General features: G+C 71.0%; 8 protein-coding genes and 1 pseudogene. 2 read left to right on the forward strand and 7 right to left on the reverse strand.

Features of this window, described 5'->3' with window-relative positions; genetic code table 11:
* Positions 1 to 235, forward strand: a 235-nt coding sequence (locus VG276_06805) for a hypothetical protein (protein HEV8649112.1), incomplete at its 5' end; no start/stop codon positions are given.
* Here the strand turns inward: VG276_06805 and VG276_06810 are convergent.
* From VG276_06810 to VG276_06840, 7 genes and pseudogenes are all read right to left on the reverse strand, one after another.
* A complete protein-coding gene (locus VG276_06810) occupies positions 219 to 1,010 on the reverse strand; it encodes a hypothetical protein (protein HEV8649113.1) in 792 nt (263 codons plus the stop codon). The genes VG276_06805 and VG276_06810 overlap by 17 nt on opposite strands.
* Before the next feature lie 249 nt (positions 1,011 to 1,259).
* Positions 1,260 to 1,733 (reverse strand): NUDIX domain-containing protein, encoded by a 474-nt coding sequence (locus tag VG276_06815; protein HEV8649114.1) that lies wholly within the window; start codon positions 1,731 to 1,733, stop codon positions 1,260 to 1,262.
* Between the two features lie 59 nt (positions 1,734 to 1,792).
* The gene (locus VG276_06820) at positions 1,793 to 2,350 is read right to left on the reverse strand and encodes an RloB family protein (GenBank protein ID HEV8649115.1); all 558 of its coding nucleotides are present in this window, start codon (positions 2,348 to 2,350) and stop codon (positions 1,793 to 1,795) included.
* Entirely contained in the window at positions 2,347 to 2,913 is a 567-nt protein-coding gene (locus tag VG276_06825) for an AAA family ATPase (GenBank protein HEV8649116.1), read from the reverse strand. Before VG276_06825 ends, VG276_06820 begins: the two co-directional genes overlap by 4 nt.
* 272 nt (positions 2,914 to 3,185) lie before the next feature.
* Positions 3,186 to 3,494 (reverse strand): annotated as a pseudogene (locus VG276_06830) (AAA family ATPase).
* 343 nt (positions 3,495 to 3,837) lie between these two features.
* Positions 3,838 to 4,794, reverse strand: coding sequence for a phosphotransferase (locus tag VG276_06835; protein ID HEV8649117.1), 957 nt, complete (start codon positions 4,792 to 4,794; stop codon positions 3,838 to 3,840).
* A 108-nt stretch (positions 4,795 to 4,902) separates the two neighbouring features.
* Complete coding sequence (locus VG276_06840) at positions 4,903 to 6,159, reverse strand: methyltransferase domain-containing protein (protein ID HEV8649118.1); 1,257 nt, start codon at positions 6,157 to 6,159, stop codon at positions 4,903 to 4,905.
* Between the two features lie 265 nt (positions 6,160 to 6,424).
* Here VG276_06840 and VG276_06845 point away from each other — a divergent pair, with 265 nt between their 5' ends.
* Positions 6,425 to 8,323: a protein kinase gene (locus VG276_06845; GenBank protein ID HEV8649119.1), complete on the forward strand. Its 1,899-nt coding sequence runs from the start codon at positions 6,425 to 6,427 to the stop codon at positions 8,321 to 8,323.
* Positions 8,324 to 8,665 lie beyond the last annotated feature (342 nt).

Here is an 8,665-nt window from a genome sequence, read left to right on the forward strand (position 1 = left end):
CTACGCTGGCGCCGCCTGCGTGGTCCCCAACACGGTAGCCTATCCCGAGATTCACAGCGGAGCCATGGTGATGGACCATTCTCAGATCGCCACGGGGCTGGGCAGGTTGATAGAGCAACCGCGGTTTCGAGCGGAGGTGGCACATCGCTGCCGTCAGAACGCGGCAAAATACGATGTGAACGGAACGGCTGAGAAGCTTGCCGGGCTGATCGCGCAAGTCAGACAGGGCGAATAGCCGCCTTCAGGTATCGACCGACGGCCGGCCCCCAGGGCCCCGGCAAAGTAGCGAAATGTCCGAGTTGGTCTCCTGGCGCTCTCGCGACGCCACACGCGAGCTGCCTGCTACCTGAGACCGGGGCCAGCGCGTCCGTGGTACGAACTGGACAAATCTCGACTTTGCCGGGGCCCTGCCGCAACCGCCCTGTCATCACACGGAAGAAGATCCGCTCGAACAAGTCGTCGGCGGTTCCGCCAAGTCCACGCAGCGGCCACGGGACCTTGTTGAGCGCCAGTGCCGGCAGCCAGCGCAGACCGACCGTGTCTGCTGTCAGCATCCTTGCTTGGTGTGCTTGAAGCCATGCAAATTCTCGCCTTGAAGCCTCTGGAACACCTCCAGCCCATCGCACGAGCGCCGAGCCCTCTAGCAGCTCTATGAAAGTACGAGCCGGAATGTAGTGATTTCCATCAGGCCGGTTGCTGCCGTCCTCCTCGCTCATCGCGATGAGCAGGAAATCCGCAAGTCCATCATTCCTGGCAAGCTCGGCCAAGACTGCAAGGTCATCACGGCAGGGAGTGCGATAGGCCAAGCGGACCCGAGCGCGTCGAGCGCGAAGCAACGGCTCCACCTGGACGACCAGGTCGTCGTAATCGGCCCGGCGATCCACCTCCAGGACCTGCAGCCCCCATTCGGTGACCAACATGCAGCCAAGTTGGAGGCGCTGCTCGCGCGGCAGGCGTTCAAGATCCTGCGGAGTAAACCCGCGAGGTGGTGCGGTTGCAGGGTGGTCCATGCACCACTCCCTTGACAGCCATGTGAGCTGACAAGCGAGACACTACCTGCCGGAGGGCGCGAGGGGAAGAACCCGCCCATATGACGCTGCACCATGCAGATGCATTAGGTCGTGTCTGACGGACCCGGGGGTGCGTGAGTCCCTTCCGGTACGGAGCCAGATGTCTTGAGATCGTGGGACCAGCAGGCTGCGGCGGGCTCAAGACGACCACGACAGCCAGCGCTGCGGCGGGTGCCCAATCGACTGTGGTCAGGCGTCGCCGCACGGCTGGGGAAGATCGTCTCGTCGCAGCCGTTCCGCAAGCTCCCACAGGGCGTTCTTGTTGCTGTCGTAGCGCAGCAGGGCATACGCCTGGTCGAGGCTGGCCCAGCGGACGGCGGTGTGCTCATGGGACAGCGCGATGTCGATGCCGGTCAGGTCACAGGCGAAGCAATGCTGTGGGATGACATAGGTGCCGGGCGGCCACTGGTCCTTGGCCGCAAAACTGGACACCGGCACGGTGTCATGGGTCTTGAGCGCATACAGCGGCGCGGTCGCTGGGACGCCCGCCTCCTCCAGCGCCTCGCGTCGCGCGGCTTGGACGACCGACTCGCCGACCTGCCCGCCGCCGGCCACACCCTGCCAGTTGGCGTCGTCGGCCCGTTGCAGGACCGCAACTTCGAACTCGCCTGGTACGGTTCGCCGAAACGGCAGCACGAGAATCTGGAACGGGGCTCTTGGCACCGTCACACCTCCGCGTCACCACCGACACCAAACAACATCCGGCGCATCGTAGCGGCGGGTCAGCTGGTCAGCCACAGCATCACCGAGGCGATGACCACGCCGGCGCGGTAGTTGACGGCACGCTTGTCGTAGCGCTGGAACCCGGCGTGCTGGCGAAGCTTGCGCGTGAGGTCCCCGCAGCGGTCGCTGAGCGGCGTGGCGAACAGCTGGAAGTGCAGCAGCAACCACAGCTCGAAGCAGGGGTGGGAGAACGCGACCCGGATCCCGTGCCTGGTCGCCTCAGCGACGGCGGCGTCGACCTCACCGTGCTCGTCGCGGTCGAACAGGCACCAGACCTCCGGCTCCAAGCCCGGGTCACGACGGTCTGCGGCCTGTGGCAGCTCTTCGGTGCGCAGCCGGATCGCCGCGTCGACCAGCTCAGGCGGCTTGCCGCCGGTCCTGCGCTCGTGCACCTTCAGGTGGAACCGCCGTTGCTGGCCGAAGTGCTCGTTGATCCGGTCGGCGTAGCTCGCCTCGGTCACCTCGCCCTCGACGAACAGGTGCAAGACGCGCCGCCTGCGATCCGGACCTGGCGGGCGTCGCAGCGGCCGGTCGCGCTCCGCCCGCCGAGGGCTCACCCGCTCGCTCCAGCGTGGGTGTCCAGATCGTGGAGGTGGCGGACGGCGCGAACGATCTGGCCAGGGCCGACCTGGGGGACACCGCCGTAGCGGCCGGCGCGGTAGCCGCGCTCCAGGTTCTCATCCTTGCGGGGGTGGGCGTCGGTGAGCGGGTAGAGCTCGGTTGCGCCGTCGGCGCGCCTCTCGGTCAGCCAGACCTGCTCACGGCCGAGCGGTCGGTCGCCGGTCGCAGCGCCGAGCGGCGTGGTGTCGTGAGAGGTGAAGATGAGCTGAGCGTTGTTCGGGTTGGCCGCGGGATCCTGGAAAAGGCGGATGAACTCGGCGACCAGCGCGGGATGCAGGCTCGCGTCCAGCTCGTCGACGAGCAGCACCGCCCCGTCCTTCAGAGCGAGCAACAGGGGCCCGAGCAGCGCGAACCAGTTGCGTGTGCCGTACGACTCACTGTCGAAGTCGAACGGGATCCGCCGACCGGTGCTCGTGCGGACGAGACGGACCCGGGGCGGGTCGGGATCCTGCCTGACGATCTCGACCTCGTCGACGCCGAGATCGGCGATGCGCAGCAAGTCCAGGATCCGCGTGCGGTCCTCGGTGAGCAGCCGCCTCGAGGTGACCGCTCCCGCTCCGCTCGGTCGCTTTCAGGGGTGACCAGCCACAGGTTGCCGTGGAACCAGCGGTGCAGCACCGAGAGCTGCGGGTGGTTGTACGCCGCCGCGGTCGAGAGAAACAGGGCGTCGGGCCGGGTCAGCCTGGCCAGCATCGCCCGCTCCCCCTTCAGGTGGTCACCAGGGAAGCGGAAAGGCTCGGCAGCGTCGGCGTCGCGGTCGAACCAGACCTGCCGCCGGCCGCGCGGGTAGACGTGCAGCCATTCTGCCTCGACATGGGTGTCGCCGAGCTCGAAGCCGTACACCCAGCGGGTCTTGCCGATCACAAGGTCGACCTCGAACCACGATGGCGCCTTCGCCCCCTCAGGCTCCAGCGCGAACGGGGTGCGTGGCACCCCGTCGATGCGGGTCCATTCGGCATGCGAGTCCAGGACCGCCGCACGCATCTGCCGCAGCGCACCCAGCACGTTCGACTTCCCCGACGCGTTGGCCCCGTAGATGCCCACCACCGGCAGCGCCCGCACAGGTCGACCGTCGATCATGACCCCGGTTGGCCGTGCTGGGCTGTCATCCAGGCCCTCGGAGACCAGGGAGAGCGTCTGCTCGTCGCGTAGCGAGAGCACGTTCACAACGGTGAACCCCAGTAGCACAGCGCCCTTCTCACAGGTCAGCGAACGCCTCAAGTAAGGGTTCCACGCGGGAAATGGTTATGCAAGGCGAGTTTAGAGGCTACATGGTCACCTCGGACGTGCCAAGCCAGAGGAGCGGCCGGCCTGAGGGAAGACCGTCTGCGGTTCGTCAACTTCGCTGAGAAAGGCCGTCTTCCACTTTGCCCCTGCTCTTCACGACGACCGTCTCTTGCACGCATCGACCTCAGTGTCGGGTCTACGAGCCGATGCCCGGGATGCCGAGAAGCTGGCGAAGACGAGCCACCCGGCCGGTGACCGCGGGATGATCGCGCTCCAGGCTTCGAGGCGGCCGCAGCCACCTGGCCAGCTGCCGCAGCCCCAGCAGCGTCGCCGAGCGACGAACCAGCTCGTCGTGCCCTGCCGGGAGCGCAGCGATCTCGCCGTAGCCGGCGAGCAGGTCATGCAGCAGCGGCACCGGCGTGCTCTCGTGATCCCACAGGGAGAAGTGCCCGACGTCGAACAGCGGCTCGGTCCCGCGGATCTCGCCGAAGTCGATCAGCCCGGTGTAATACCCGTCGAGCTGGAAGATCTGCGTGGTGTCGTAGTCGCCGTGCGCCAATGTGGCGCACGCCAGGTCCCGGCGGCGCTCGCTGTCCACCAGCGCCCAGAGCCGGTCCAGCTCCGCGACGGTGAACAGCGCCGCCAGCGGCCCCGGCCAGGGGTCGGGGAGGTAGGACGTCACAAAGCCCGCATAGGTGCTCGACCTTCCGCGAAGTGGCCAGCCCGGAGCCTGGCGCCGCACCCAGCCGAAGCCCTGTACGCCCACGCCGTTGAGCACCGCGAGCTCGCGGCCGGCGGCACGGGCGACACGGCGTGCGGCACGCTGGTCCCGACAGTGCGCCAGGGGCTCGCCGGCGATCTCGCCCATGATCAGCACCGAGCGGCCCAGGGCCTGGTCGAACGGCTCCACGTGCACCACCTCAGGCACCAGCAGGCCCAGGACTCGAAGGCGCTCCAGAAGTGACATGTCGACGGAGAGGTCTTCGTCGTCCTCCTCGGCGATCCGCACGTACAGCACGCGTCCCGCCGCTTCGACCCGGTACACCTGGGCGGCAACGCCCGCTGGCGTTCGAGCCACCGTCCGCCCGGCACCAAGGACGCGTCGCAGCAGCGCGTGCAGCGCCCCCTGGTCGACATCTGGCCTGCGTTCCAACCTGCCTTCGCCTCTGCGAGCCGAGCAGCCACTCTGGGAGTTCCTGCTGCATCATTGCCTGGTCACGCAGCACCACCTCAATCGGGGCAGCGGCAGGGCCGCTGGCGGTCAGGCGCCGCTCTCGTGGCTCGTGCCGGCGAAGGCGGCGGCCAGCTCGCGGCCGTACAGGCCCTTGGGGTCGAACAGCGCGGTGCGCTCGTCCTGGGCGTGCTGGACCAGGACGATGCTGGGGTGGCGTCCGGACAGGCTGACCTGCCCGAGCACGCGGGCGACCAGGCCGGCGTCGTGGACCAGGCGCTCGTGCGTCCCGGCGTCGTCGACGAGCACGACCATCCGCGCCCCGGGCGCGGCGACCCGGGCCAGCTCCCGCCAGGCGCGCCGCTCGTCCCTTGCGGCCGTCCCCTCGACCGCCACCTGCCGCTGCCACGGCGGGTTGCTCGCCACCCGGTCGACAACACGGCCGGCGAGCGGCAGCGCACCCGCGTCCGCGACGAGCAGGCGCAGTCGAGCCCGTGCCGCCCGGGCGTTGCCGCGGGCGGCACGGACGGCCGGCTCCGAGATGTCGGTGCCGACGCCGGCCAGAGCGGGCTGCAGCGCGGCGGCCTCGATCGGCATGGTGCCGGCACCGCAGAACGGGTCGAGCAGGAGCTGGCCCGGCCGCAGGCCGGTGACCAGGGCCAGCGCGGCGGCCAGCGGCGGGTGCAGCGTCCCTGCACGCGACAGCTCCTTGTAGGCGCGCCGGTGCAGCGGCCTGGCGGCCAGTCGTAGGCCGATCAGGGCGCGGTCGCCGGCCAGGTGCACGCGCCACGACAACGCCGCCTCCACCCTTCCGGCCCGCCTGGACAGGTACGCCGCACCCAGGCGCCGGGCGATCGGCCGGCCCACCGCGTCCTCGATGTCGTAGCGGTTGTAGTTGCGGCGCCCGAGGAAGCTGGCGGTGACCTCCAGGGTGGGGGATCCGGTGCCGGCGGTGACCTCCCCGGTAGGGGATCCGGCGCTGGCGGTGACCTCCCCGGTGGGGGATCCGGCGCTGCCGCGCATCGCGCGGACCCGTTCCGCGGTGCCGCGGACGTCGAGCCCGCTGGCGGCGTCGCCGAGCCGCTCAAGGCTGGCCCGGGTGTGGTCGAGCCCGGAGACCGACCCCACGTGGAGGAACACGTCGTCGGCGGTGCGCAGGCCGAGCGCTGCGGTGGGCGTGCCCGGCAGCCGGAAGTGCACCTCCCGGTGGCCCGTCGCCACGACCTCCGCGCCGAGCCGCCCGCGAAGCTCGGCAGCGACCACCCATTCCAGGCCGCGGAGGCACCGGGCGAACAGGGTGGCGGAGCCGGGACGCTCCGGCGGTGCACTTGCGCTGCTCTCGGTCACGAGGAACGCGACTCTACGCGCCGCCGGCCTGGTCCATCCTCCACGGACCTGCCGAGCCGGAGCTGCTGTGACTGCCTGCGCCTGCCGAGGATGAGCCGGAGCTGCTGTGACTGCTACGCCTGCCGAGGGTGAGCAAGCCCACCTTCATCCATGAATCCGCCCGAGCCCGAGCTGCTGTGACGGCCAGCCGCAGCCGCATCTCGGGTGACGAGAAAGCGACGAAAGCGTGTTCCCGCGTCCCGGACGCCGTGATACAAGAGTGGGTGTGACCACGGACCCGCGCATCGGCACCAACCTCGTCGGCCACCGCATCGAGGCGCTGCTCGGCCGAGGCGGGATGGGCGTCGTCTACAGGGCCGAGCATCTCGGCTTGGGCCGGAAGGTCGCGCTCAAGATCCTCGCGCCCGAGCTGGCCAAGAGCGAAGGCTTTCGGCGCCGGTTCATCCGCGAGTCGCAGACGGCCGCCAGCATGGAGCACCCGAACATCGTCCCGATCTACGACGCGGGCGAGGCCGAGGACCTGCTGTACATCTCCATGCGCTACGTCGAGGGCCCGGACCTGAGCGCCCTCCTCGAGCAGGAGGGACGGATCGACCCCGAGCGCGCCATCGCGATCACGTTCCAGGTGGCGGGTGCCCTGGACGCCGCCCACCGGCGGGGACTCGTCCACCGCGACGTCAAGCCGGCCAACATCCTCATCGCCCAGGGCTGGGGCCCGGGGTCTTCCGAGCACTGCTACCTCTGCGACTTCGGGCTCATCAAGCACTTCGAGTCCCAACAGGACCTCACCCAGACCGGCCAGTTCGTCGGCACGATCCCGTACGTCGCCCCCGAGCAGATCGAGGGCAGGCCGCTCGACGGGCGGGCCGATCTGTACGCCCTGGCCTGCGTGCTGTTCCACTGCCTGACCGGCGGGGCGCCGTTCGAGCGGGAAACGGACGTGGCGGTCGTCTATGCCCACCTGCAGGACCCCCCGCCACCGGTTGGGGCGACCTGCCAGGACCTCCCGCCCGCGCTCGACGCCGTCTTTGCCAAGGGGATGGCCAAGTCGCCGGACGACCGCTTCGCGACCTGCACCGAGCTGGTCCGGGCAGCCAGGACCACGCTGCAGGCCCGGCTGCGGACACAGCCGGGTACCGCACCCACCGCGTCGCTGCCGGAGGGCGAGCCCGGGGCGGCCGACGCCGCGGCCACGCCCGCCCCGCGGCCTCTCACCCTCCCCCTCGGGGCGGGCGCCGATCCCCCCGGGCCGTCGGCCGACGACACCATCGTCACCCGGCCGGGCCGACGGCCCGGGCCGCAGCAGGAGGCGGACCCGGCGCCCTGGCCGGGGGTGTCCCGCGGCACGCGTCCGCCGCCCGCCCGTGCTCTGCGCCCGCCAGCGCCCGCCCCTGAGGCCCTCGCCCGCGGCCCGGGACCCGCGGCGCCCACCTCTCGGGCGTCCGCCCCCGGCCGGCGACCCGCGGCGCCCGCCCGCGGCCCGGGATCCGTGGCGCCCGCCCGGTCACCGGCGGCCAGACGCCCCCGCGGACAGGCCCGCCGGGTGCTCGTGCCGCTGCTCTGGCTCCTGGCGCTGGTGACGGTCGGGGTCGGGCTGGGCGCCGCCGCGTTCCGCTTCGCCGGCGCGGACCGGACCGGCTCGGTGCTCCCGCCAGCCGGGACGGACTCCCCCCGGGCGCCGGCCTCGAGCGCGCCGCTCGGCCCCGACGTGGCCCAACCCGGCTCGGCCGGCGGCGCCGCGACGTCAACATGCGTCCGCGGTTGGACCACCCCCGCGGCTGGGACGGCGACCCGGCGGCAGCCCCTCGACGTCATCCGCAAGGAGATGGGCATCGCCGGCGAGTTCAAGGTGGTCGAGATGCGCTACTTCAGGGAGCCGGGCGGCGGGCGGCGCTGGTGGTACGTGAAGGCGTGGCAGGTCGACGACAGATCGCTCCAGGCCAGATGGCTGGTGGAGCGTGCCCCCGACGGGAGCGCCCGTATTGCGGCGGTCGCGCCGTACTCCAGCAAGGGTCTTCGGTCCCCCCAGTGGCAGGCGTTCGAGGGCGAAGGCGACGCCAGGTCGTACACCGGTCTTCCCGGCGCATGGCGGGGGACCCCCCATGACTTCGCCGCCGGTGGCGCGGTGCCGTCCCAGGTGCGAGGCTGTCTCGCCGGCACGTGACCCAGGGACAAGGGCCGGCACGTGACCAGGGCCAGGGATTGTCCGATGGATCCGCCAAATAGCCCCGACCATGGCACCGGCACCGTTGGGGGCCGTGGGGGAGCGTGTGCCTGCCAGACCGCGTCGCCCCCGGCACGATGGCACGGGCGCTCTTGGGGGCCGTGGCGGCGGCGGGATCCGCTTGGCCATGGCACTGGCGCCCTCGGGGATCCGCCCGGCCATGGCACTGGCGCCCTCCGGGATCCGCCCGGCCATGGCACAGGCGCTCTTGGGGGGCCGTGGGGGGAAGCGAGCTCCCCCCACATCGAACGGGGACCGCCGGGAGACGGCCTCCCGGCAACA

It is taken from the genome of Actinomycetes bacterium (genome assembly GCA_036000965.1).
Lineage (GTDB): Bacteria > Actinomycetota > CALGFH01 > CALGFH01 > CALGFH01 > DASYUT01.